23 protein-coding genes are annotated in these 23,099 nt (G+C 71.8%); 11 read left to right on the forward strand and 12 right to left on the reverse strand.

Annotated features, from left to right (window positions below; all coding sequences use genetic code 11):
• Positions 1-342: 342 nt before the first annotated feature.
• On the reverse strand, positions 343-2,868 hold the full coding sequence (locus tag B6R96_RS16235; RefSeq protein WP_030389729.1) for an ATP-dependent Clp protease ATP-binding subunit: 2,526 nt from the start codon (positions 2,866-2,868) through the stop codon (positions 343-345).
• Between the two features lie 463 nt (positions 2,869-3,331).
• On the opposite strand from B6R96_RS16235, the gene B6R96_RS16245 reads away from it, so the two are divergent.
• Complete coding sequence (locus B6R96_RS16245) at positions 3,332-3,925, forward strand: SCO3374 family protein (protein WP_079405729.1); 594 nt, start codon at positions 3,332-3,334, stop codon at positions 3,923-3,925.
• On the opposite strand, the gene B6R96_RS16250 is transcribed toward B6R96_RS16245, so the two are convergent.
• The 7 genes from B6R96_RS16250 to B6R96_RS16275 all read right to left on the reverse strand — a co-directional run bounded on the left by B6R96_RS16250 (position 3,904) and on the right by B6R96_RS16275 (position 7,944).
• The gene (locus tag B6R96_RS16250; RefSeq protein WP_030389727.1) at positions 3,904-4,242 is read right to left on the reverse strand and encodes a histone-like nucleoid-structuring protein Lsr2; all 339 of its coding nucleotides are present in this window, start codon (positions 4,240-4,242) and stop codon (positions 3,904-3,906) included. The two genes, B6R96_RS16245 and B6R96_RS16250, sit on opposite strands and share 22 nt — an antisense overlap.
• A gap of 165 nt (positions 4,243-4,407) precedes the next feature.
• Positions 4,408-4,938 carry an amino-acid N-acetyltransferase gene (locus tag B6R96_RS16255; RefSeq protein WP_030389726.1) on the reverse strand — a complete coding sequence of 177 codons (531 nt, stop codon included), beginning with the start codon at positions 4,936-4,938 and terminating at the stop codon, positions 4,408-4,410.
• Positions 4,939-4,949: 11 nt separating this feature from the next.
• Positions 4,950-5,414 carry a BlaI/MecI/CopY family transcriptional regulator gene (locus tag B6R96_RS16260; RefSeq protein WP_030389725.1) on the reverse strand — a complete coding sequence of 155 codons (465 nt, stop codon included), beginning with the start codon at positions 5,412-5,414 and terminating at the stop codon, positions 4,950-4,952.
• Positions 5,415-5,516: 102 nt separating this feature from the next.
• Positions 5,517-5,681, reverse strand: coding sequence for a hypothetical protein (locus B6R96_RS37695; RefSeq protein ID WP_184791606.1), 165 nt, complete (start codon positions 5,679-5,681; stop codon positions 5,517-5,519).
• Between the two features lie 14 nt (positions 5,682-5,695).
• Positions 5,696-6,304, reverse strand: coding sequence for a hypothetical protein (locus B6R96_RS16265; protein ID WP_081522787.1), 609 nt, complete (start codon positions 6,302-6,304; stop codon positions 5,696-5,698).
• A 134-nt stretch (positions 6,305-6,438) separates the two neighbouring features.
• Positions 6,439-6,624, reverse strand: coding sequence for a DUF397 domain-containing protein (locus tag B6R96_RS16270; RefSeq protein ID WP_030389722.1), 186 nt, complete (start codon positions 6,622-6,624; stop codon positions 6,439-6,441).
• A gap of 189 nt (positions 6,625-6,813) precedes the next feature.
• On the reverse strand, positions 6,814-7,944 hold the full coding sequence (locus tag B6R96_RS16275; RefSeq protein ID WP_030389721.1) for a threonine aldolase family protein: 1,131 nt from the start codon (positions 7,942-7,944) through the stop codon (positions 6,814-6,816).
• 112 nt (positions 7,945-8,056) lie between these two features.
• Between B6R96_RS16275 and B6R96_RS16280 the strand changes: the two genes are divergently transcribed.
• The 5 genes from B6R96_RS16280 to B6R96_RS16300 are packed head-to-tail and all read left to right on the forward strand — an operon-like array spanning position 8,057 to position 13,498.
• Entirely contained in the window at positions 8,057-8,968 is a 912-nt protein-coding gene (locus B6R96_RS16280) for a Rossmann-like and DUF2520 domain-containing protein (protein ID WP_053704143.1), read from the forward strand.
• Positions 8,965-9,957 (forward strand): pantoate--beta-alanine ligase, encoded by a 993-nt coding sequence (panC, locus tag B6R96_RS16285; protein WP_053175653.1) that lies wholly within the window; start codon positions 8,965-8,967, stop codon positions 9,955-9,957. Before B6R96_RS16280 ends, panC begins: the two co-directional genes overlap by 4 nt.
• Positions 9,954-11,714 carry an L-aspartate oxidase gene (locus B6R96_RS16290; protein ID WP_030389718.1) on the forward strand — a complete coding sequence of 587 codons (1,761 nt, stop codon included), beginning with the start codon at positions 9,954-9,956 and terminating at the stop codon, positions 11,712-11,714. Before panC ends, B6R96_RS16290 begins: the two co-directional genes overlap by 4 nt.
• 2 nt (positions 11,715-11,716) lie before the next feature.
• Positions 11,717-12,685 (forward strand): carboxylating nicotinate-nucleotide diphosphorylase, encoded by a 969-nt coding sequence (gene nadC / locus B6R96_RS16295; RefSeq protein WP_081522788.1) that lies wholly within the window; start codon positions 11,717-11,719, stop codon positions 12,683-12,685.
• 3 nt (positions 12,686-12,688) lie between these two features.
• A complete protein-coding gene (locus B6R96_RS16300) occupies positions 12,689-13,498 on the forward strand; it encodes a type III pantothenate kinase (protein WP_030389716.1) in 810 nt (269 codons plus the stop codon).
• Between the two features lie 87 nt (positions 13,499-13,585).
• On the opposite strand, the gene B6R96_RS16305 is transcribed toward B6R96_RS16300, so the two are convergent.
• Positions 13,586-13,795 carry a hypothetical protein gene (locus tag B6R96_RS16305; RefSeq protein WP_030389715.1) on the reverse strand — a complete coding sequence of 70 codons (210 nt, stop codon included), beginning with the start codon at positions 13,793-13,795 and terminating at the stop codon, positions 13,586-13,588.
• 197 nt (positions 13,796-13,992) lie between these two features.
• Between B6R96_RS16305 and B6R96_RS16310 the strand changes: the two genes are divergently transcribed.
• Together B6R96_RS16310 and B6R96_RS16315 are read left to right on the forward strand one after the other, a co-directional pair.
• Positions 13,993-15,120, forward strand: coding sequence for a DUF5937 family protein (locus B6R96_RS16310; RefSeq protein WP_030389714.1), 1,128 nt, complete (start codon positions 13,993-13,995; stop codon positions 15,118-15,120).
• A 254-nt stretch (positions 15,121-15,374) separates the two neighbouring features.
• On the forward strand, positions 15,375-16,925 hold the full coding sequence (locus B6R96_RS16315; protein WP_081522789.1) for a M28 family metallopeptidase: 1,551 nt from the start codon (positions 15,375-15,377) through the stop codon (positions 16,923-16,925).
• A 99-nt stretch (positions 16,926-17,024) separates the two neighbouring features.
• On the opposite strand, the gene B6R96_RS16320 is transcribed toward B6R96_RS16315, so the two are convergent.
• A complete protein-coding gene (locus B6R96_RS16320) occupies positions 17,025-17,969 on the reverse strand; it encodes an SAM-dependent methyltransferase (RefSeq protein WP_081525129.1) in 945 nt (314 codons plus the stop codon).
• Between the two features lie 154 nt (positions 17,970-18,123).
• Between B6R96_RS16320 and B6R96_RS16325 the strand changes: the two genes are divergently transcribed.
• A complete protein-coding gene (locus tag B6R96_RS16325) occupies positions 18,124-19,326 on the forward strand; it encodes a sensor histidine kinase (protein WP_081522790.1) in 1,203 nt (400 codons plus the stop codon).
• 17 nt (positions 19,327-19,343) lie between these two features.
• Complete coding sequence (locus B6R96_RS16330; RefSeq protein WP_030389710.1) at positions 19,344-20,018, forward strand: response regulator; 675 nt, start codon at positions 19,344-19,346, stop codon at positions 20,016-20,018.
• A 10-nt stretch (positions 20,019-20,028) separates the two neighbouring features.
• Here the strand turns inward: B6R96_RS16330 and B6R96_RS16335 are convergent, their stop codons facing one another.
• Together B6R96_RS16335 and B6R96_RS16340 are read right to left on the reverse strand one after the other, a co-directional pair.
• Positions 20,029-21,420, reverse strand: coding sequence for a PH domain-containing protein (locus B6R96_RS16335; RefSeq protein WP_081522791.1), 1,392 nt, complete (start codon positions 21,418-21,420; stop codon positions 20,029-20,031).
• Positions 21,417-21,908: a PH domain-containing protein gene (locus B6R96_RS16340; protein ID WP_081522792.1), complete on the reverse strand. Its 492-nt coding sequence runs from the start codon at positions 21,906-21,908 to the stop codon at positions 21,417-21,419. Before B6R96_RS16340 ends, B6R96_RS16335 begins: the two co-directional genes overlap by 4 nt.
• 31 nt (positions 21,909-21,939) lie before the next feature.
• Here B6R96_RS16340 and B6R96_RS16345 point away from each other — a divergent pair, with 31 nt between their 5' ends.
• Positions 21,940-23,082 (forward strand): NADH-quinone oxidoreductase subunit D, encoded by a 1,143-nt coding sequence (locus B6R96_RS16345; RefSeq protein WP_030389707.1) that lies wholly within the window; start codon positions 21,940-21,942, stop codon positions 23,080-23,082.
• Positions 23,083-23,099: the final 17 nt, after the last annotated feature.

Below are 23,099 nucleotides of genomic sequence, written 5' to 3' on the forward strand. Positions count from 1 at the left end.
TGAAGCGCGTGCCGGGCTGGCTCATCCTTGGTAACCCGAGCCCCCGTACTTCCCCAAACCTCCCCATTACTACTCGAACTCGTAGCGAAGTCCGGGCTCTCCGGCCTGTTGACGGGGTTTTTCAGGGACGAAGGTCCTCCCGCGGGGTCCTTTTGATCTACGAATCCACCTAGTACATCCGATTTGTCCTGTGCGGCTTGTCACCGCACCCCCGCCGGCGGCCCGGCCCCTTTGAGGCCCAGGTCACAAGGCCCCGCGGGCGGGCAAGGGCTCCCTGAACGGCAAAAGGGGCGGCCCCGGAACCTTTCGGTTCCGGGGCCGCCCCTTGGCACTCGGTCGCGCTTACGCGCCCTTCGACAGGTCCGGGCCGGAGCCCGTGGCCTCGATCGGGGGAAGGTCCGGCAGCGCCGCCTTCTCCTCGCCGCGGAAGGTGAACTTGGCTTCCTCGCCCTCACCCTCCTTGCCGACGACCACGATGTGACCGGGACGCAGCTCGCCGAAGAGGATCTTCTCCGACAGGACGTCCTCGATCTCGCGCTGAATGGTCCGGCGCAGCGGCCGGGCACCCAGGATCGGGTCGTAGCCGCGCTTGGCGAGCAGGAGCTTCGCGTCGCCGCTCAGCTCGATGCCCATGTCGCGGTCCTTCAGGCGCTCGTCCACCTTGGCGATCATCAGGTCGACGATCTGGATGATGTCTTCCTCGGTGAGCTGGTGGAAGACGACCGTGTCGTCGACACGGTTGAGGAACTCGGGCCGGAAGTGCTGCTTGAGCTCTTCGTTGACCTTCGCCTTCATCCGGTCGTATCCGGTCTTGGTGTCGCCCTGGGCCGCGAAGCCCAGGTTGAAGCCCTTCGAGATGTCCCGGGTACCCAGGTTGGTCGTCATGATGATGACCGTGTTCTTGAAGTCCACGACCCGGCCCTGGGAGTCGGTCAGACGACCGTCCTCCAGGATCTGGAGAAGGGAATTGAAGATATCCGGGTGGGCCTTCTCGACCTCGTCGAAGAGGACGACGGAGAACGGCTTCCGGCGCACCTTCTCGGTGAGCTGGCCGCCCTCTTCGTAGCCCACGTAGCCGGGGGGCGAACCGAAGAGACGCGAAACCGTGTGCTTCTCGCTGAACTCCGACATGTCGAGGGAGATCAGCGCGTCCTCGTCGCCGAAGAGGAATTCGGCGAGCGTCTTGGAGAGCTCGGTCTTACCGACACCGGACGGACCGGCGAAGATGAACGAGCCACCCGGACGCTTCGGGTCCTTCAGACCCGCACGGGTACGGCGGATCGCCTGGGAGAGCGCCTTGATGGCGTCCTTCTGGCCGATGACCCGACGGTGGAGCTCGTCCTCCATGCGGAGCAGTCGCGAGGACTCCTCCTCGGTGAGCTTGAAGACGGGAATGCCGGTCGCGGTCGCGAGGACTTCGGCGATGAGCTCGCCGTCGACCTCGGCGACGACGTCCATGTCGCCGGCCTTCCATTCCTTCTCGCGCTTGGTCTTCGCGGCCAGCAGCTGCTTCTCCTTGTCGCGGAGAGAGGCTGCCTTCTCGAAGTCCTGGGAGTCGATGGCCGACTCCTTGTCGCGGCGCACGCCCGCGATCTTCTCGTCGAACTCGCGGAGGTCCGGCGGCGCGGTCATCCGGCGGATGCGCATCCTGGAGCCGGCCTCGTCGATCAGGTCGATCGCCTTGTCCGGGAGGAAGCGGTCCGAGATGTACCGGTCCGCCAGCGTCGCCGCCTGGACGAGGGCCTCGTCCGTGATGGAGACGCGGTGGTGGGCCTCGTAGCGGTCGCGCAGGCCCTTGAGGATTTCGATCGTGTGGGGGAGGGAAGGCTCCGCCACCTGGATCGGCTGGAAGCGGCGCTCGAGGGCCGCGTCCTTCTCGAGGTGCTTGCGGTACTCGTCGAGCGTCGTGGCACCGATGGTCTGGAGCTCACCACGGGCCAGCATGGGCTTGAGGATGCTGGCGGCGTCGATCGCGCCCTCGGCGGCACCCGCACCCACGAGGGTGTGGAGCTCGTCGATGAACAGGATGATGTCGCCGCGGGTGCGGATCTCCTTGAGCACCTTCTTCAGGCGCTCCTCGAAGTCACCGCGGTAGCGGGAACCCGCGACCAGGGCGCCGAGGTCAAGCGTGTAGAGGTGCTTGTCCTTCAGCGTCTCGGGAACCTCGCCCTTGACGATCGCCTGGGCCAGGCCCTCGACGACGGCGGTCTTGCCGACGCCGGGCTCGCCGATGAGGACCGGGTTGTTCTTCGTACGGCGGGACAGCACCTGCATGACCCGCTCGATCTCCTTCTCGCGCCCGATGACCGGGTCGAGCTTGGATTCGCGGGCCGCCTGGGTGAGGTTTCGGCCGAACTGGTCCAGGACGAGCGAGGTCGAGGGCGTGCCCTCGGCCGGGCCGCCGGCCGTGGCCGACTCCTTGCCTCCACCGGTGTAGCCGGAGAGCAGCTGGATGACCTGCTGCCGGACTCGGTTGAGATCGGCACCCAGCTTCACGAGGACCTGGGCGGCGACGCCCTCGCCCTCGCGGATCAGGCCGAGCAGGATGTGCTCGGTGCCGATGTAGTTGTGGCCGAGCTGGAGGGCCTCTCGGAGCGAAAGCTCCAGGACCTTCTTCGCCCGCGGGGTGAAGGGGATGTGGCCGGACGGGGCCTGCTGCCCCTGACCGATGATCTCCTCAACCTGCTGGCGAACAGCCTCGAGCGAAATCCCGAGGCTCTCCAGGGCCTTAGCGGCGACACCCTCACCCTCGTGGATCAAGCCCAGGAGGATGTGCTCGGTGCCGATGTAGTTGTGGTTGAGCATCCGGGCTTCTTCCTGAGCCAGGACGACAACCCGCCGCGCGCGGTCGGTGAACCTCTCGAACATCGTTTATCGCTCCTCAGAGCGGTCGGGCAGTTCGGGGTCGGTCCCCGCCCTGTCCTTCCGCATGCTAGTCCCGCGGGGCGGGACAGCTCATTCCAACTGCCGACATCCGTCCGCGGCTCACCCCTGCATCAGCGGGAAAACCGGCTCGGAGAGCCGACAACTGCTCCAACTCGATGGTGCGAGACGATGTTCCCGCAGGCCAGGCAGATACCCGTCATGCGTGTACGCCGACGGCGAACGGAGGCCCGTCAAATCAGCGTGTCGCCCCGATCCACTAGGAATGTCTTACCCGTAAGGACTGACACTCCATGCCGGTGGCACCGGTTCCCTCCGCTAAGGGCGAACACAGTTGCGTCCCGAATGCGGGACTCCGGCCATCATGGACGTTTACGTTCCGCATGGTGATGCGTGCGGTCTGTCACATTGAGCGTAACCCCGGGGCGTTTCGGAAGTTGCTCCGGACATGGCCGTAACCCTCCCGCCGCTCACCCCGTCGCTCGTGCCCGCACCCCGCACGGCGCCCGAGGACGCGTACGCCTCCTGGTACGGGAGGACGCTCGGCTGGACCGTCACGGGCGGGCCGCCCGGCCTGCTCGCGACCGGGATCCGGTTCGACGTGCTGGAGCTGCCGTCCGACGCGGGAGCGGCGCTGCTGCGCAGGCCGGTCGCCACGGGCCCGGTGGCGCTGATGGGGCGCCGGATGCGGTTCCTGGTGGCCGCGGGCAGCGCAGAGGAGCTGGAGGGGCTGCTCGACTGGCTGGAATGGGGCGGGGTCGCCCTCGATCTGACCGCCCTGGGTGCGGGTGGCCGGATCACCGCCCCGGCTCCCCCGGGGCTGCCCCCGGGAGAAAGCCCTCGGGGGGCCGCCGTGTGGCTGCGACCCCCCGAGCAGGGGTGTGAGGCACTGCTGCCGGCCCTGCCCGGTCCCGGGCGGACCGCCGGACCCGCTCACGGGCCCGACCTCGTACGCCTGGTGGCCGCGGCGGCGACGGAATGCCACCGGGCGCGCCTGGGACGGCGTACGACGGGGGTCCGTCAGCCCTTGGCCTTCTCGTAGGCCTCGCGAATCTCGGCCGGGACGCGACCGCGGTCATTCACGTTGTAGTTGTTCTCCTTGGCCCACGCGCGGATCTCCGCGGTGTCCGGGTGACCGGTCGCCACCGAGCCGCGGCCCTTGGCGCGGGCGGCGCTGGCACGGCCACCGGTGCGGCGGCCGCCCTTGGTGTACGGGTCGAGCAGACCGCGGAGCTTTTCAGCGTTGGCGGTGGTGAGGTCGATCTCGTAGGTCTTGCCATCCAGAGCGAACGTCACCGTCTCGTCCGCCTCGCCACCGTCGAGGTCGTCGACAAGAAGGACCTGAACCTTCTGTGCCACCGGGATTTCCTTTCATCGAAAAGCAGTACGCGGAAAGGAAACCGCTTTTGCCTGGAAAACACAAACCCCCAGGGAGAGGTTCGAGACCGCAACAGGGCGGGAAACGTGCGCGATTCGGACATAGGCCACAGGTGCGCAGAGCGCCGGAAAAGCTGAGGCCATCGATCAGAGGTGCAGAAGCATCCGACTGTTGCCCAAGGTGTTCGGCTTCACTCGTTCGAGACCGAGGAACTCGGCGACACCCTCGTCATAGGAACGCAGGAGCTCCATGTACACATCGGTCTTGACCGGGGTCTCGCCGATCTCGACGAAGCCGTGCTTCGCGAAGAACTCGACTTCGAAGGTCAGGCAGAAAACCCGGCTCACCCCGAGCGTACGGGCCGTGCGCAACAACTGCTCCAGCACCTGATGCCCGACTCCGCCGCCCTTCAGGTCGCGGTCGACGGCGAGAGTACGTACTTCGGCAAGGTCTTCCCACATCACGTGGAGAGCGCCGCAGCCGACGACCTGGCCGTCGGAGTCGCGTTCCGCGACCCAGAACTCCTGGATGTCCTCGTAAAGGACGACCGGCGCTTTGTCGAGCAGGATCCGCTGCTGCACGTACTGGTCGAGGAGGCGGCGCAGCGCGGGAACATCACGCGTGCGGGCACGGCGGATCGTCACTGTTTCTGCATGTGCAGTGGAAAACTCTCCCATGGCTGCGGACGCTATCGCCCCGGCGGCTCCGGGCGCTCGGCGGAGTCCCCTTCGGCCGCGGGCGGAGCGGGAGGTTCGGCGGGAGGTTCGGCGGCGGCCTCGGAACCGGACTCGCCGTCGTGCTGCACGACGCGGACGGCGTCACGGAGGGCTTCACGCTGTTCGGCGGACATCATGCCGAAGAAGGCGACGAGGGCGGCCGCCGGGTTGTCGCTCGTCGACCAGGCTTCGTTCATCAGCGCCGCCGAGTAGGCGGCGCGGGTGGAGACCGCCGTATATCGATAGGCGCGGCCTTCGGCTTCCCGCCGGACCCAGCCCTTCTGATGAAGATTGTCCATAACGGTCATCACCGTGGTGTAGGCGATGGACCGTTCCTGCTGGAGGTCTTCCAGTACTTCTCGGACGGTGACCGGGCGGTTCCACTGCCACACCCGTGTCATGACGGCGTCTTCGAGATCTCCCAGTGGGCGAGGCACAACAGCACGATAGTGCGGCTTGTACGGAATTGCCCGACTATTCGCTCGGCAACGCGCCACGAAATCGGGCGCGCGGCCGGTGCGGCCGCACGCCCTGAGGGGTTACTTCTGCTGCTGGGTGGCCTCGGCCCGGGCGAGCACGGCGTCGACCGCCGCGTCCTCCTTGGCCTTGTTGGCGCCGCCCTGGCTCTTCACGATCGTCACGACGAGAGCGATGAAGAACGCGGCCATCACGAAGGGGGGCACGAGCGCGGAGACGTAGTCCATGCCCCACAGCGTAGCTACCCGGCGGCCCGCCCGGCCGCCGGGGGCGGGCCGGGCTTGCGCCGCGGCGGGAACACCTCGCCGGGGGTGGGGATCGGCCGCTCCGGGCGCGGCTGCTCCTCGGGGTGCGGCGCGGGGCGCGGCGGCTCCTCGTCCTTCTCCTTGCCGCCTGCGCCCTTGCCGCCGGCCTCCTTGCCCGCGGCGTCCTTGCCGCCGGCCAGCGCCAGCAGCCGGGTCCGGGGCGCCGGGGCGGTCGACAGCCGCCGGCGTACGGAGCGCTCCGCGACGGTCCGGACCCGCTCCAGCAGGGCAGCGGCGACCGGATTGGCGCGGAGCGCGCGCAGGGCGGCGAGGTCGTCGGGCTCCGGTTCGTACCCGGCGGCCAGTGCGTCCTGCAGCAGCTCCAGGTAGCCGGAGAGGCTGCCGGGCAGGGCGCTGCGGTAGCGCACGAGGTCCGCGAGGAGGAACGCTCTGAGCCGGCCCGCCTCCAGGACCGCGTCGTCCACCGACTGCGCGAGGCGCAGGCAGTCCTGGACCTCCTCGGCCGCCAGGGGGGCCGAGGAGGACTGAAGGGCGTGGGCGAGAAGACGCCTGAGCAGGTGCAGCTCAGCGGCGCTGAACGCCATGCCGCCGCGGGATCCGTAGGGCGTGGGCATGGGCCGAAGATACGCGCTAATCGGACAAAATCCCCTGATCGTGGGCACGGCGCGGCGCGGCGGATCCCTCGGCCGGCCCCGCAGCCGGTGCCCCGGCCGATCTCTCAGCCGGTCTCTTTGACCGCGCGCAGGAAGTCCGCCCAGGCGGCCTGGGTGGTGGCGAGCACGAGGTGGGCGGGGTCGGCACGGTCCGCGACCTTGACGAGGGCCCCGGGGGCGGTGGCGACGTACACGCAGGCGTCGCCCTCGCTGCAGAACGAGGACTTCCGCCACGCGGGCTGAGTGGTCATGGTGTCTCCTCCGGGCGCGGTGGCCGGTAATTGCCTGAAGGGACGGTAGCGCCGTGGCTGTTCCGAGCCGGTAAGTTTCCCGGAATTCGGCGTTTCACCACTTCCCTCCCGGGGTGGTGCGGGTGCCACTGCGCGAGCCGCTCTCCCCCACCCTCCCCGAAACCGGGCCCCGCCCGCGCAGCGGCCGCCCTAGATCCGGGCCACGAAGGCCGAGACCGCTTCGTGGACGTCGGATTCCGTCCAGGACAGGCCCGGCTCCGTGATTTCCAGCTCCGTCACCGCGAGCCCCGGCGGCCCCTCCGCGGACCAGCGGCGGAACAGGACCGTGCCCGTCTCCTCCGCCTGCCGCAGCCCCGCCTCCGTCAGCCGGTCCGCCTCGTAGGGCAGCCACACCTGGAACTGGTGCGTGTGCGGCTCCTCCGGGTTGATCCGGGCCCACGGGACCCCCGAGTCCGCGAACGCCGACCGCAGCGCCCCGGCCACCATCCGCGCCCGGGCGACGTACGACGGCAGCCGCGGCAGTTCCCGTTCCAGTCCGGCCAGCGCGGACAGGGCCTGCGGGAACTGCCGGAAGATCTGGCCGCCGTAGCGGTGGCGCCAGACCCGGGTCTCCTCCACGAACTCCCGGGGCCCCGCCAGCGCGGCCCCGGACAGCCCCCCGAGCGACTTGTAGAAGGAGACGTAGACCGAGTCCGCGAGCCCGGCGATCTCCGGCAGCGTGCGCCCGAAGTGGACGGTGGACTCCCACAGCCGGGCCCCGTCGAAGTGGACGACCGCGTCCCGCTCCCGCGCCGCGTCGGTCAGCGCCTCCAGCTCCTCCCAGGTGGGCAGCAGGAAGCCCGCGTCCCGCAGCGGCAGCTCCACCATCAGCGTGCCGAAGGGCTCCCGCAGCGAGGCGACCTCCTCGGCCGACGGCTGGCGCGCCTCCGTCGTCGGGTGCGCCACCCGCAGCCCGGAGACCGCCGACAGGGCGTCCCCCTCCCAGCGCTCGGGATGGCTCATCGGGTGCAGCGCCACCACCGGGTTCCCGGTCCGGGCCGCCCAGCACCGCAGCGCGATCTGCTGCGCCATCGTCCCGCTGGGGAAGAACGCCGCGTCCTGCGTCCCCAGCAGCTCCGCGACCCTGGCCTCCAGCGCGGTGACGACCCCGTCGCCGTAGACGTCGGCCGGACCGTCCAGGTCGTAGGGGGCCTCGGCGAGGGAACCGAGCAGCTCCCCCACCGTGGGCTCCAGCAGGCTGCGGGACAGCCGCCGGTCCGCCCCCCGCCAGGCCGCGACCAGCCGCTTCGTACGTTCCGTGTCCTCGTTGTTGTCGCTCATGAGGACAGATCCTCGCCCCCATCGCCGCCGACCGGCCAACAGCCCCAGGAGCTAGCATGGCGACGTATCGTCCGGTACCCCCCGCGGACTGGAACGGAAGGGCCCTCCCCGCGTGAATCCATCACAGCCGCCACGCCCTGCCCGGCTCGCCGTAGGCGTCGTCGGAGCCGGCCGCGTCGGTCCCGCCCTGGCGCGCGCGCTCCAGCAGGCCGGACACCGCCCCGTCGCCGTCTCCGGGGTCTCCGACACCTCCGTGCGCCGCGCCGCCCGGATGCTGCCCGACGTGCCGCTCGTGCCGCCCGCGCAGGTGCTGGAGCTGGCCGACCTGGTGCTGCTCACCGTCCCCGACGACGCACTGCCGTCCCTCGTGGAGGGCCTCGCCGAGACCGGTGCGATCCGGCCCGGACAGCTCCTCGTGCACACCTCCGGCCGGTACGGGACCGCCGTGCTCGACCCGGCGCGCCGCGCGGGCGCCCTGCCACTGGCCCTGCACCCGGCGATGACCTTCACCGGTACCGAGGTCGACGTGCAGCGGCTCGCCGGCTGCTCCTTCGGCGTCACCGCCCCCGACGAGCTGCGCCTGGCCGCCGAGGCCCTGGTCATCGAGATGGGCGGGGAACCCGAATGGATCGCGGAGGAGAACCGCCCGCTCTACCACGCGGCCCTCGCCCTCGGCGCGAACCACCTGGTCACCCTCGTCGCCCAGTCCATGGAGCTGCTGGCCGAGGCCGGGGTGGAACACCCCGACCGGATGCTCGGCCCGCTGCTCGGCGCCGCCCTCGACAACGCCCTGCGCTCCGGCGACGCCGCCCTGACCGGGCCGGTGGCCCGCGGCGACGCCGGGACGGTCGCCGCGCACGTCTCGGAGCTGCGCCGGCACGCGCCCGCCGCCGTCGCCGGATACCTGGCGATGGCCCGCGCCACCGCGGACCGGGCCCTCGCGCACGGTCTGCTCAAGCCCGAACTCGCCGAGGACCTGCTCGGTGTGCTCGCCGACACGGAGTCCGACGGGGGCGACCAGTGACCGACCTGCTGCTGCACACCGCCGAGGAGCTGCACCAGCTCCCGCGCACCGGCCGCCGGGCCGTGGTGATGACCATGGGCGCCCTCCACGAGGGCCACGCCACCTTGATCCGTACGGCCCGCGAGCAGGCCGGACCGGGCGGCCAGGTCGTCGTCACCGTCTTCGTCAACCCGCTGCAGTTCGGGGCGGGCGAGGACCTCGACCGCTACCCCCGCACCCTCGACGCCGACCTGGCGGTCGCCGAAGGGGCGGGCGCCGACGCGGTGTTCGCCCCCGCCGCCGACGAGGTCTACCCGGGCGGCGACCCGCAGGTGCGGATCACCGCCGGCCCGATGGGCGAGCGCCTCGAAGGGGCCACCCGCCCCGGCCACTTCGACGGGATGCTGACCGTCGTCGCCAAGCTGCTCCACCTCACCCGCCCCGACCTGGCCCTCTTCGGCCAGAAGGACGCGCAGCAACTGGCCCTGATCCGGCGGATGGTGACCGACCTGAACTTCCCCGTCGAGGTGGTCGGCGTACCGACCGTCCGCGAGGAGGACGGGCTCGCGCTGTCGTCCCGCAACCGCTACCTCTCGGCCGCCGAACGGCACACCGCCCTGGCCCTGTCGCGCGCCCTGTTCGCCGGGCGCGACCGGCTCGCCGCGCAGGCGGCCCTGCGCGCCCGCGCCGAGGCCTCCCCGGCCAGCGACGAGCGGGCCACCGCCCTGGCCCGCCTCGGCGAGATCCGCGCCTCCGCCGACGCGCACGCCGTCTCGGCGGCGGGCGCCGGACTGCCGGACGCCGTACGGGCCGCCGCGCTCCACGTCCTGGAGGAGGCGGGCCGCCACGAGCCGCCGCTCGTGCTGGACTACCTGGCGCTGGTGGACCCGCTGGACTTCACCGAGACCGGTCAGGACTTCACCGGGCAGGCCGTGCTGGCCGTCGCCGCGAAGGTGGGCTCGACCCGGCTGATCGACAACATCCCATTGGAATTCGGAGCACACTCGTGAGCACACCGGGCAGAGGCCCCGCAGGCAGCGGCGGCGCAGACACGGCCGCGGGCACCGGCATACGGCTGCACGCGCCGGCCCCCGGCTGGTCCCTCGACGCCGATGTCGTCGTCGTCGGTTCCGGCGTGGCGGGCCTGACCGCGGCGCTGCGCTGCGCCGCCGGGGGCCGCCGTACCGTCGTGGTCACCAAGGCCCGGCTCGACGACGGCTCCACCCGCTGGGCCCAGGGCGGCATCGCCGCGGCCCTCGGCGAGGGCGACACCCCGGAGCAGCACCTCGACGACACCCTGGTCGCGGGTGCGGGCCTGTGCGACGAGGAGGCCGTACGGCTCCTCGTCACCGAGGGCCCGGACGCGGTACGGCGGCTGATGGCCACCGGCGCCGTCTTCGACACCTCCACGGAGACCGGCGAGATAGAACTGACCCGCGAGGGCGGCCACCACCGCCGCCGGATCGCGCACGCGGGCGGCGACGCCACCGGCGCCGAGATCTCCCGGGCGCTCGTCGAGGCCGTGCACGACGCGGGCATCGAGACCGTGGAGAACGCCCTCGTACTGGACCTGCTCCAGGACGCGCAGGGCCGTACGGCCGGTGTCACCCTGCACGTCATGGGCGAGGGCCAGCACGACGGGGTGGGCGCCGTCCACGCGCCCGCCGTGATCCTCGCGACCGGCGGCATGGGCCAGGTCTTCTCCGCCACCACCAACCCGTCGGTGTCCACCGGCGACGGCGTGGCGCTCGCGCTGCGGGCCGGCGCCGAGGTCTCCGACCTCGAGTTCGTGCAGTTCCACCCGACGGTGCTCTTCCTCGGCCCGGACGCCGAGGGGCAGCAGCCGCTGGTGTCGGAGGCGGTCCGCGGCGAGGGCGCGTACCTCGTCGACGCGGACGGCGTGCGCTTCATGCAGGGGCAGCACGAGCTCGCCGAGCTGGCGCCCCGCGACATCGTCGCCAAGGGCATCATGCGCCGCATGCAGGAGCAGGGCGCGCAGCACATGTACCTCGACGCCCGGCACTTCGGCGCGCAGATGTGGGAGCAGCGCTTCCCGACCATCCTGGCCGCCTGCCGCTCCCACGGCATCGACCCGGTGACCGAGCCGATCCCGGTCGCGCCCGCCGCGCACTACGCGTCCGGCGGCGTCCGCACCGACCTGCACGGGCGGACCACCGTCCCCGGCCTGTACGCCTGCGGCGAGGTCGCCTGCACCGGTGTGCACGGCGCGAACCGGCTGGCCTCCAACTCCCTGCTGGAGGGCCTGGTCTTCGCCGAGCGGATCGCCGAGGACATCGTCGCCGCCCGGCCCGCCGGCAGCGGCCCGGGCATACCGGTCCCCGCGACCGGCCCGCTCCAGCCCGCCGGCGCCCGGTACGAGGTCCAGCGGATCATGACGGACGGCGCGGGCGTGCTCCGCTCCGCCGCATCGCTGAGCACCGCCGCCGAGGCCCTCGAAGCGCTCTACGCCACCGCCCTGAACGATCTCGAGGCGCACGGCAAGACCGCCGAGCCGGGCGTGGACACCTGGGAGGCCACGAACCTCCTGTGCGTGGCACGGGTCCTGGTCGCCGCCGCACAGCGGCGCGTGGAGACCCGCGGCTGCCACTGGCGCGAGGACCATCCCGAGCGGGACGATGCGCACTGGCGCCGCCACCTCGTCGTCCGGCTCTCCGCGACCGAGAAGCGCGCCCTGGTCGTCGTACCCACCGACTCCGCGGACTTCCCGTCCGTGCACCCCCTGAGCACCCCGAGCCTGGAGCAGTGACCGTGAGCACCCCCGAACTTCCCCTGATCGACCAGAACGACGGCGGCTGCGGCGACGACTGCGCCTGCGGCGACGGCGAGGAGAGCGGCCTCGACCCGGCGCTCGCCCAGCTGCTGGCGGACGCGGGCCTGGACCCGATCGAGGTCGAGGACATCGCGCACATGGCACTGTCCGAGGACCTGGACGGCGGCGTGGACGTGACGACCGTCGCGACCGTGCCGGAGGAGGCCGAGGCCGTCGCCGACTTCGTCGCGCGCGAGGACGGCGTCGTGGCCGGTCTGCGCATCGCCGAGGCCGTGTTCTCCGTGGTCTGCACCGAGGCCTTCGAGGTGGAGCGGCACGCGGAGGACGGCGACGCCGTCACCGCCGGCCAGCTGCTGCTGTCCGTGCGCTCGCGCACCCGCGACCTGCTCACGGCGGAGCGCAGCGCGCTGAACATCATGTGCCGGCTGTCGGGCATCGCGACGGCCACCCGCCGCTGGGCCGACGTGCTGGAGGGCACCGCGGCGAAGGTCCGCGACACCCGCAAGACCACGCCGGGCCTGCGCTCGCTGGAGAAGTACGCGGTGCGCTGCGGCGGTGGCGTCAACCACCGGATGTCGCTGTCGGACGCCGCACTGGTCAAGGACAACCACGTGGTGGCGGCGGGCGGCGTCGCGCAGGCCTTCAAGGCCGTGCGCGAGGCGTTCCCCGAGGTCCCCATCGAGGTCGAGGTCGACACGCTGGAGCAGATCGGCGAGGTCCTGGAGGCCGGCGCCGACCTGATCCTGCTCGACAACTTCACCGTCGAGCAGACCGCGCGGGCCGTGGCCCTGGTCGCCGGCCGTGCGGTGCTGGAGTCCTCGGGCCGCCTCACCCTGGACTCGGCGCGCGCGTACGCGGAGACCGGCGTGGACTACCTGGCCGTCGGCGCGCTGACCCACTCCTCGCCGATCCTGGACATCGGGCTCGATCTGCGCGAGGCGGTGTAACCCGTGCTCCTCACCATCGACGTAGGCAACACCCACACGGTCCTGGGCCTGTTCGACGGTGACGAGATCGTCGAGCACTGGCGCATCTCGACCGACCCGCGGCGCACGGCCGACGAGATGGCCGTGCTGATGCAGGGCCTCATGGGCATGCACCCGATGCTCGGCACCGAGCTGGGCGACGGGATCCACGGCATCGCGATCTGCTCGACGGTGCCGTCGGTCCTGCACGAGCTGCGCGAGGTCACCCGGCGCTACTACGGCGACGTGCCGGCGGTGCTGGTGGAGCCCGGGATCAAGACGGGCGTGCCGATCCTGATGGACAACCCGAAGGAGGTCGGCGCGGACCGCATCATCAACGCGGTCGCGGCGGTCGAGCTCTACGGGGGCCCGGCGATCGTGGTCGACTTCGGTACGGCGACCACCTTCGACGCGGTGTCCGCGAAGGGCGAGTACGTGGGCGGGGTGATCTCCCCGGGCATCGAGATCTCCATGGAGGCGCTCGGCGTACGGGGTGCCCAGCTGCGGAAGATCGAGCTGGCGCGGCCGCGGAACGTGATCGGGAAGTCCACGGTCGAGGCGATGCAGTCGGGTGTGGTCTACGGCTTCGCGGGGCAGGTCGACGGGGTCGTGACCCGGATGGCGAAGGAGCTGGCCGGACCGCACGGCGACCCGGACGACGTCCGGGTCATCGCCACCGGCGGACTGGCTCCGATGGTGCTGGGCGAGTCCTCGGTGATCGACGACCACGAGCCGTGGCTGACGCTGATCGGGCTGCGGCTGGTGTACCAGCGCAACGCGCCCAACTTCGAGTAGACCGGCGCCGGGCAGGACGAGCGGGGCGGGCGGGAAGTGCGGCACGGGCGGTGCGCGTCCCGCCCGCGTCCCGCGGCCCGCGCCGGGTCAGCACGGCCGCGGGCGGACCAGGATCCGGCGCAGGGCCGCACGCCAGGGGTGGCGGCCCGAGCTGCCGTCCATGACGGCGCGGGCCTGCGCGTAGGTGCGGGCCGAGCGCAGGACGGCGACGTCGTCGCGGCCGGGCGGCGGGGGCATCGGGGCGCCCTGCTGGGAGGCCCGGTAGGTGTCGAGGAGGTACTGCTCGATGGCGGTCATGACCCCAGCCTCACCCCGTCGGCGGCATCCCGCACGACAGTTGACGTTCCCCGTCAATCCACGGCGCGAAAGCGCCCCCGGGTGGCGGATGATCACTCGTCCGGCCGCCGCGCCGGGCCCCTGACGATCACTCGTCCGGCGGCCCCGAACGGACCTCGCCGACCTCCCCGACCTGCGCGGACCGTCAGAATGGCCAGATGAGCGTCACCATCGACATCGCAGGCCTGCCCACCGAGCGGATCACTTTCGCGCCCTCCCCGCTCGCGGAGCTCTGCATGTCCCTGCACGCGCTCTCCCAGCCCGCGCACCACCCCGGGCTGGCCTCCTGGACCACCGCCACCGCCGCCTCGCTCGATCCGTGCCTCGCGGACCGGCTGCTGGAGGCCGACTTCATGTGGCGGAGTTCCTTCTCCGACATCTTCATGGCCTTCGCCGGGATCACCGGCGGTACCGGGCAGCCGGCCGCGACGCTGGCCGAGGAGCTGGACGTACTCGACCGGCTGGACGACGAGCGGTTCGTGCATGCCGCCATGGAGCACTGCTGGCTGGCGCTCTACAACGAAGGCGGCCCGTCCACCTCACCGCTGGCGAACCCGGCGGCGCGGGCCAAGGCGCTGGAGACGGCCGCCGCCCGCGGCCCGCGCCAGCTGGACTTCTCGGTACGGCTGCTCGACGACACCGCCGCCGTACGGGTGTGGATGCGGCGCCTGCTGGAGGACTGCGACGAGGCGTTCTTCGCCGAGACGTGGAAGCGCATCGAGCCCGGCCAGAGCGCCGACGCCCGGCACAAGACCGAGGTGCTGCGCCGCAAGGGGCTGCCGACCGCGCTGAAGGAGGTCTCGGCGGCCCTGAGCATCGACGAGCGCGGCACGACGATCACCGCCGACAAGATGGTCCACGGGTCCACCACGGCCACCGACCACCGAATAGGCGCCGGCCTGGTGTTCGTGCCGACCAACTTCGGCTGGCCGCATCTGCTGGTGCTGCACGCTCCGGGCTGGCGCCCGGTGGTCCACTATCCGCTCGGCTCCCCCGAACTGGCCTCCGCGCCGGGCTCGGTGGAGCTGCTCCAGCTGCGGATGGAGGCGCTGGCGCATCCCATGCGGATGCTGCTGTGCCGGAGCCTGGCCCGGGCCCCGTACACGACGAGCGAACTGGCGACCGTGTACGGGATCACCGCGCCGGAGGTGTCGCGGCACCTGGCCGTCCTGAAGAAGGCCGGCCTGATGCACACGCGGCGTCAGGGACGGTACGTCCAGCACCAGTTGGACCTGTCGGCGGTCGCCCGGATTGGTTCGGACTTCATCGAGGGCATCCTCCGCTAGCTCCGGACGCCGGTTCGGGACGGCGGACGGCTGGCCGGAATCAGACGGCCCGTATTCACCGATATACGGAATTCATAAACCGGAATCAGCGAAAACTCTGGCCATGGTGGCCACTTGCTGTCTAACGTGCGTCCACCGATCCCCCACGTAACGCGCACCACTTCTGCGTACCCGCACCACCGGATCCGCCATGCTCCGCCCCGCTGTGCCCTGTTCCGCCCTGCCCTGCTCGTCTTTGTCGTGGAAGGACCTTCATGCCCTCACGCCGTATAGCCGCAGCAACCGCCGCCCTGGCAGCCGCGGCCCTCGTCTCGCCCCTGCTGCTGGCCGGACCCGCCGGTGCCACCGGGAGCCCGCAGAGCGACGCCGCCCGGGGTGACGCGCTCGCCAAGAAGCTGGTCAAGGAGGCGACCGGCAAGGGCGCCAACAACCACCTCAAGGTGCTGCAGTCGCTCGCCGACTACAACAACGGCAACCGTGCGGCCGGTTCCAAGGGCCACGAGCAGTCGGCCAAGTACATCGAGGCCGTGTTGAAGGCGGCCGGATACCAGGTCACCCGCAACGAGTTCGACTTCGTCTACGTCGAGACCATCGAGGAGAAGCTCACGGTCGGCGGCGCGAACGAGCGCGACGTGCCGATCCACCTGATGACCTACACGGCGAACTCCCCGGAGGGCGGTGTGACGGCCCCGGTCGCCGTCGCCCCGGTCGACGCGGACGGGACCAACGGCTGCGAGCCCGGCGACTTCGCCTCCGGCACCTTCACCGGCAAGATCGCCCTGATCAAGCGCGGCGGCTGCACCTTCGCGGTGAAGCAGCAGAACGCGGCGACCGCCGGCGCGGTCGGCGCGATCATCTACAACAACACCGCGGGCGCCCTGAACGGCACCATCGGCGACCCGGCCGCGGGCAAGGTCCCGACGGGCGGCATCACCCAGGAGGACGGCGAGAAGCTCGCCGCCGAGGCCGCCGCCGGTCCCGTCGAGGTCACCCTCGACATCCGCGAGCTGCGCGAGAACCGCAAGACGTTCAACGTCATCGCCGAGACCAAGGGCGGCGACGAGAACAACACCGTCTTCCTCGGCGCGCACCTCGACTCGGTCGCGGCCGGCCCGGGCATCAACGACAACGGCTCCGGCTCGGCGGGCATCCTCCAGGTCGCCCAGCGGCTCGCGAGCGAGCAGAAGAAGGTCAAGAACAAGGTCAAGTTCGCCTGGTGGTCGGCGGAGGAGTTCGGCCTGCTCGGCTCCGAGGCGTACGTGGCCGGTCTGACGGACGCCCAGAAGAAGCAGATCAAGCTGTACCTGAACTTCGACATGATCGCCTCGCCGAACGCCGCCTACTTCGTCTACGACGGCGACGACTCGGACGCGACCGGCGCGGGCCCCGGCCCGGCGGGCTCCGCCCAGCTGGAGAAGGGGATCACCGACTTCCTCGACTCCAAGAAGATCCCGCACGAGGGCACGGACTTCTCGGGCCGCTCGGACTACGGCCCGTTCATCGAGGTCGGCATCCCCTCCGGCGGTACTTTCACCGGCGCCGAGGGCATCAAGACCCCTGAGCAGGCCGCGAAGTTCGGCGGCCAGGCGGGCGTCGCCTACGACGTGAACTACCACGGCAAGGGTGACGACATCACCAACATCGACCAGAAGGCGCTCGACATCAACGTCGACGTCATCGCGGACGCGGTCGGCCACTACGCGCACGACCTGGCCCCGCTGTCGAAGCCGGTCGTCTCGCAGCCCACCGGCGGCTCGGGCAGCGGCGGCGGCCTGCACCAGGGCCACGACGAGGTCACGCAGTAACCGCACGAGCGCGAGCATGTGTGAGCGCGTGAGCGCGCGCACGTGGTGACGAGGGCCGGGATCCGCCACTGGATCCCGGCCCTCCGCGCTGTCCGCGGGTCAGCGCGCCGCCGGCGCGCCCGGCCACTCGGGGGCCGGGACCCCGACCGGCTGCACCAGCCAGCCGAACGCCCCCAGCCCGGCGCGGTCCGTCAGCTCGGCCGCCTCACCGGCCGCGGACAGGGCCCGTACGTAGGCCACCGGGTCGGTCCCGGCCAGCGCCAGCGGGGGCCGGGCACCCGAGACACCGAGGGCGGCCAGCGCCTCGCGCTGGGTCACCAGGACCGACCCCGGCCCGGCGCAGGAGTCCAGGGCCACGTGCGCGGTCACATCGCACGAGCCGTCCGGGACCGGCGGGACCTCCCGCCCCGCGCGAAAACCCGTCAGGGTGCCGTACGGGGGCCGCGCGTCCCGGGTGTGCACATAGTCCACCGCCACCGCCAGGCCCCGCTCCAGGGTCGCCCTGACCGCCGCCCAGGCCTCGTCACGGGCCCGGCCGATCTCCGCACGGCCGCCGCCCGGCCACCACCGCTCCAGCCAGGCCCGGTCCGCGCCGTCCAGCGGGCCGCCCGCGCTCTCCGTACCGTCCGGCGCGACCAGGACGTAGCGCCCGTCCTCGGCGATGTCCAGGGGCACGTTGTCCAGCCACTCGTTGGCGAAGAGCAGCCCCACCGCCCCGTCGGGCGGGGCCGCGACCCAGCGGATCCGCGGGTCGAGCCCGGCCGGCCGCCCGGCCCGTTCCACGGCGTACGGGCGCACCCGCGCCGCCGTCCCCGGCTCCAGCGCGGCGAGCACCCCGGCCAGCAGCTCCCCCCGCCCGGCCCCCATGTCCACCAGGTCCAGCTCCGCCGGATGCCCGAGCTCGGCGTCCACCCACTCCAGGAGACGGGCCACGGCCCCCGCGTACAGCGGCGAGGCGTGCACCGAGGTACGGAAGTGCCCGGCGGGCCCCGGCCCCCCCGGCCGCACGTAGAAGCCCCCCGGCCCGTACAGCGCGGCGTCCATCGCCGTGCGCCACCGGACCGGATCCACACCTTCACCCTGAGCGCTCACCGGACAAAGGCTATGCTTCCGTCCACCTTGGGGAGTACGCGCCCGGGGCCAGGTTCGGACCTCTGGTTGACTCCAGCACCTATCTGCGTTCCCTACTCTGGGTTACGTGCAGCGCCTCTACGACTTCCTCCGCAGACACCCGACGGGCGTCGACAGCTTCTGGGCTGTCCTCCTCTTCGGGATCGGGATGCTGGAGGTCGCCGACGACAGTTCCCACAGCACCACCGCACGGCTGCTCGCCGTCCCCGCGGTGGTGGCGATGAGCGTCGTGGTGGCCCTGCGCCGCAAGTGGACGCAGCAGATGTTCTGGCTGGCCGTCGGCACCGGCGCCTACCAGCTGATCACCCACACCGAGGCGAACTACGCCGACCTCGCGATGCTGATCATCCTCTACACGGTCGGGGCCTCCTCCGAGGTCTCGCGCCGGATGTCCCGTACCGCGCTCGCCATCGGATTCCTCGCCTCCCCCCTGTACGCCGTGCGCTTCGCGGTGGACACGGGCAACCTGCGCTACAACTTGCTCTTCGTGCTCTTCGCGATCGTCCCGTTCGCCCTCGCCTGGGTGCTCGGCGACTCCCTGCGCACCCGCCGGGCCTACTACGACCAGCTCGTCGAACGCAACCAGCGCCTGGAGAACCAGCGCGAGGCCCAGGCCAAGGTGGCGGTGGCAGCCGAGCGGGCCCGGATCGCCCGCGAGCTGCACGACGTCGTCGCGCACAACGTTTCGGTGATGGTGGTCCAGGCGGACGGGGCGGCCTACGTCATGGACGTGGCCCCCGAACAGGCCAAGGAAGCACTCCAGACCATCTCCGGCACCGGCCGCCAGGCCCTCGCCGAGATGCGGCGGCTGCTGGGCGTCCTGCGCACCGGCGAACCGCAGGAGTCCGAGGACTACGTGCCCCAGCCCGACGTCGAGCAGATCGAGGTCCTGGTCGAGCAGGTACGGGCAGCAGGACTCTCGGTCGACTTCGAGGTCGAGGGCGCCCCGCGCCCGCTCCCCAGCGGGGTCGAGCTGACGGCGTACCGGATCGTGCAGGAGGCCCTGACCAACACCCGCAAGCACGGCGGCCCGGACGCCAGCGCCAGCGTCCGGCTGGTCTACTTCGACGACGGGCTCGGCCTGCTCGTCGAGGACGACGGGCGGGGCGCGGCCCACGAGCTGTACCAGGACGGCGGCGCCGACGGCGCCGGGCACGGGCTGATCGGCATGCGCGAGCGGATCGGTATGGTCGGCGGAACCCTGGACGCGGGGCCGCGGCCCGGTGGCGGCTTCCGGATCAGCGCACTGCTTCCCCTGAAGAAGAGATGACGAGGACGAGGTAACTGATGTCCATCCGCGTGATGCTGGTCGACGACCAGGTGCTGCTGCGCACCGGTTTCCGTATGGTGCTCGCCGCCCAGCCGGACATGGAGGTCGTCGCAGAGGCCGGCGACGGGCTGGAGGCGCTGGAGGTGCTGCGGTCCACGAAGGTGGACGTGGTGCTGATGGACGTCCGCATGCCCCGGCTGGACGGGGTCGAGGCGACCCGGCGCATCTGCGAGCCCGAGGAACACCCGAAGGTGATCATCCTGACCACCTTCGACCTGGACGAGTACGCCTTCTCGGGCCTGAAGGCGGGCGCGAGCGGCTTCATGCTGAAGGACGTCCCGCCGGGCGAGCTGCTCGCGGCCATCCGCTCGGTGCACAGCGGGGACGCGGTGGTCGCCCCGTCGACGACGCGGCGCCTGCTGGACCGCTTCGCCCCGATGCTGCCGACGACCACGCAGGAGCCGCAGAACAAGGAGATCGAGCGGCTGACGGAACGCGAGCGCGAGGTCATGCTGCTCGTGGCGCAGGGCCTGTCGAACGGCGAGATCGCGGCCCGGCTGGTCCTCTCCGAGGCGACGGTGAAGACCCACGTGGGCCGCATCCTGACCAAGCTGGGGCTGCGCGACCGGGTCCAGGTCGTGGTCCTCGCCTACGAGACGGGCCTGGTCCGCGCGGGCGGCGGGGCCGGCTAGAACATCCCCGTCACGCCGGCGCTCCCGGCTCCGGGGCCGACGGCCGTTGCGTCATCCAGCGGTCCGGGCGGGCCGAGGCCCGGGAGGTCCGGGAGCGGGCGGCCTGGGCGTGCAGCAGGGCCGCGGCCTCCGGCTCCGGGCGGAGCCGGGCCGTGACCGTGCAGTTCGCGCCGGTGTCCACGTGGACGTCGGCCACGCCGCGGGCACGGGCCCACGGGCCCTGCGTGAAGCGGACGCTCTGCACCTTGGCGTGCGGGACGATCTCCGTACGCCGGCACAGGCGGCCGTGCCGGGCGGCGAACACCTCCGGGGACACGGCCAGGGCGTAGCCCTTCCACCACACCGGGACCACCCAGCGGGAACCGGTCCGCGGGGAGCCGGAGAAGGACAGGGCCGCCAGGTCCACCCCCGGCAGCACCCGCGCGATGACCGCGAAGGCGGCCTCCCGCGAGGCCACCGGGACCAGGACCGTGTTGTTCGAGCCCGCGACCTTCAGCTCCACGCGGACCAGGCCGCGCCGCCGCCACAGCAGCGGCTCCACGATCCGTACGTTCTGCACGCGCCCGGGCGGCACGGTCTCGTGCGCCCGGTCCAGCAGGCCGTGGTCCAGGCGCAGCCCGTCCGGGGACTCGGCGACCCGCCAGTCGTACTCGGTGAGGAAGCGGCCGACGGTACCCGCCCAGACCGCGCCGAGCATCGGGAGCACGGAGACGAGGGCGGCCCACGGGCTGGAGCTGAGCCACCACACGACGACCGGCACGGTCAGCCCGGGGACCAGCAGGGCCCACACGCCCAGATTGAGCAGGAGCGACACGACGAGCTCGCGCGGCGTCACCCGCAGCAGTTCGCGTTCGGGGGCCTCGCCCAGGCGTACCGCCTCCTCGGGGGCGAAACCGGCCGCGCGGGCGAGGAGCTCGGCGCGCAGGGCAACGGCCTCCTTCTCCCCGAGGAAGGACAGCTGGTCCTTCTCCTCGGTGCCGATGACGTCGAGCCGCAGGCTCGCGACACCGGTCAGCCGGGCCAGGAGGGGGCGGGTGACGTCCACGGCCTGGAGCCGGTCGAGCCGGATGTGCGCGGTGCGCCGGAAGAGGAGCCCGCTGCGGATGCGCAGTTCGGTGTCGGTGATGGCGTAGTGGGTGAACCACCAGCTGAGGAAGCCGTACGCGCCGAAGACCACGACCAGGCCGGCCAGCGCCGCCACCCGCAGCAGGGCGGACAGGTCGGCCACCCACCTCCCGGCCTGGTCGCCCTGCTGGGCGAGGATGCCGACGGTCGCGGCGATCGGGACCCAGGCGCGGCGCAGCGGGGTGAAGGGGTGCAGCCGGCGCTCCACCGGTCCGCCGGCGGCGGGCGCGGCAGCGCCCTCGGGGCGGGGGCCGAAGCCCTCCGGGCCGGGGCTCACAGACCCGCCGACCTTGCCTCGCCGAGGGCGGTCAGCCGGTCGCGCAGCCGCTCCGCCTCGGCCGGCACCAGCCCGGGGATCTTCGCGTCGCTGGCGGCCGCGGCCGTGTGCAGCTGTACGGAGGCCAGGCCGAAGCGGCGTTCCAGCGGGCCCGAGGTGACCTCGACCAGCTGCATCCGCCCGTACGGGACCACGGTCTCCTCCCGCCAGAGCACGCCCCGGCTGATCAGCAGGTCGTCCGCGCGCTCGGCGTACCGCCAGGAGCGCCAGTTCCGGCCGAGGAGCACCCAGCCCCAGGCCAGGACCAGCAGCCAGAACACCCCGAGGACCGCCCACACCGGGCCGAGCGTCAGCCCCGTGACGACGGAGGTCACGACGGCGAGCAGCACCGTCCATGTCACCAGCAGCGTCCGCCGCAGAGTGAGCAGCCCGCCCGGCAGCCCGACCCACGCGGGGCCGCCCGTCTCGCCCATTGTCCCCGTTTCCATGCGTCCACCCTAGGGCTGAGACAATGCCCGCATGACGGAGACCACGGTCGGTATCGGCGGAGCGGCGGAGAGCACCGACATGGTGCTCAACATCGGCCCCCAGCACCCTTCCACGCACGGCGTGCTGCGCCTGCGCCTCGTCCTGGACGGCGAGCGGATCGTCAGCGCCGAACCGGTGGTCGGCTACATGCACCGCGGCGCCGAGAAACTCTTCGAGGCCCGCGACTACCGGCAGATCGTGATGCTGGCGAACCGCCACGACTGGCTGTCCGCCTTCTCGAACGAGCTGGGCGTGGTCATGGCCGTCGAGCGGATGCTCGGCATGGAGGTCCCCGAGCGGGCCGTATGGATGCGGACGCTGCTGGCCGAGCTGAACCGGGTACTGAACCACCTGATGTTCCTCGGCTCGTATCCGCTCGAACTGGGCGGAATCACCCCGATCTTCCACGCGTTCCGCGAGCGCGAGGAGCTCCAGGCCGTGATGGAGGAGATCTCCGGCGGCCGCATGCACTACATGTTCAACCGCGTCGGCGGCCTCAAGGAGGACCTCCCGGCCGGCTGGCTCGGCCGGGCCCGCGCCGCGATCGCCGACGTCCGGAGCCGGATGGACGTCTACGACAAGCTCGTCCACGGGAACGAGATCTTCCGCGCCCGTACGCGCGGCGTCGGCGTCCTGTCCGCCGAGGCGGTGCACGCGTACGGGGTCTCCGGCCCGATCGCCCGCGCCTCCGGCGTCGACTTCGACCTGCGACGCGACGAGCCGTACCTGGCCTACGGCGAGCTCCAGGACGTCCTGAAGGTGATCACCCGCACCGAGGGCGACTGCCTGGCCCGCTTCGAGTGCCTGCTCGACCAGACCCACAACGCGCTCGACCTGGCCGTGGCCTGCCTGGACCGGATGGACGCCCTCCCGCCCGGCCCGGTCAACCAGCGGCTGCCCAAGGTCCTGAAGGCGCCCGAGGGACACACCTACGCCTGGACCGAGAACCCGCTCGGCATCAACGGCTACTACCTCGTCTCCAAGGGCGAGAAGACCCCGTACCGGCTGAAGCTGCGCAGCGCCTCGTACAACAACATCCAGGCGCTGGCGGTGCTGCTGCCGGGGCAGTTGGTCGCGGACATGGTGGCGATCCTGGGCTCGCTCTTCTTCGTGGTCGGCGACATCGACAAATAGGCCGTCCCGCGGACATG

The organism is Streptomyces sp. Sge12 (assembly GCF_002080455.1).
GTDB lineage: Bacteria > Actinomycetota > Actinomycetes > Streptomycetales > Streptomycetaceae > Streptomyces.